This is a genomic window from Micromonospora sp. LZ34 (assembly GCF_052981855.1).
The window spans coordinates 1-861 of the sequence record NZ_JBRIQN010000168.1; the positions used below are offsets into that span (position 1 = coordinate 1).

General features: G+C 77.7%; 1 protein-coding gene. It reads right to left on the bottom strand.

Annotation, left to right across the window (positions count from 1 at the left end):
• Positions 1 to 132: 132 nt before the first annotated feature.
• On the bottom strand, positions 133 to 861 hold a 729-nt coding region (locus tag ACVCAH_RS37980), incomplete at its 5' end, for a glycosyltransferase family 9 protein (RefSeq protein WP_447141029.1).

An 861-nucleotide genomic window follows, 5' to 3' on the forward strand; every position in this document is an offset into this window, starting at 1 on the left:
GGTACCAGGTAGCGGTGCTTGCCGTGCACGAACGAGGTGGTCCAGGAGCCGTGCACGTGCCAGAGCAGAACGTTCATGCCACTCCTCGGCGGGTTTCGCGGATGGTTGGCGGGCGGAACGGGCCGGCGGTGGTCAGGTGGGGGACCGGGGGCCCAGCAGGCGGACGGCGGCGACCACCTCGGCCGCGTCGACGCCGCTGAGGCAGGGGTGTCCGGGGACCGGGCAGTGGGCGGCCCGGGTGTCCCGGCAGGGGGCGGTGGCGTCGCCGAGCCGGACGGTCGGCACCCGCCAGGGCCCCCACTGTCCGAATGGGACGGTGGGGGCGAAGAGGCTGACCACCGGAGTGCCGACGGCCGCCGCGAGGTGCGCCGGGCCGGTGTTGCCGACCACCAGGCAGCGGGCCCGCGCGAGGACCCGGGCCAGGCCGGCCAGGTCGGTCCGCCCGCCCAGGTCCGCGGCGCCGGCGGTGGCGACCCGGGCGGTCAGCTCGGTCTCGTCCGGGCCGCCGGTGACCACCACCCGGTGACCGGCGGCGACCAGCGCGGCCACGATCTCGGCGTGCCGCTGCGGAGCGGCGGCGCGGGCCGGCACCGACGCGCCGGGATGCACCACGACGTAACCCGGCTCGGCCAGCGCCGGGTGCCGGGCGGTCACCGGATCCGGAGCGCTGGCCGCGAGGATCTCCGGGCGGAGGCGGACGGTGGGTGCGTCGTCGTCGGCGAGGGCGTAACCCGCGGCGGCGGCGAGGGAGAGGGCGCGTTCAGGCTCGGGGACCCCGACCGGGACGCGGTGGCGGACGTCGAGGAGGCTGCCGGGGTAGTCGTCGCTGATCGCGGCGATGCGTGGCACGCCGGCCATCCG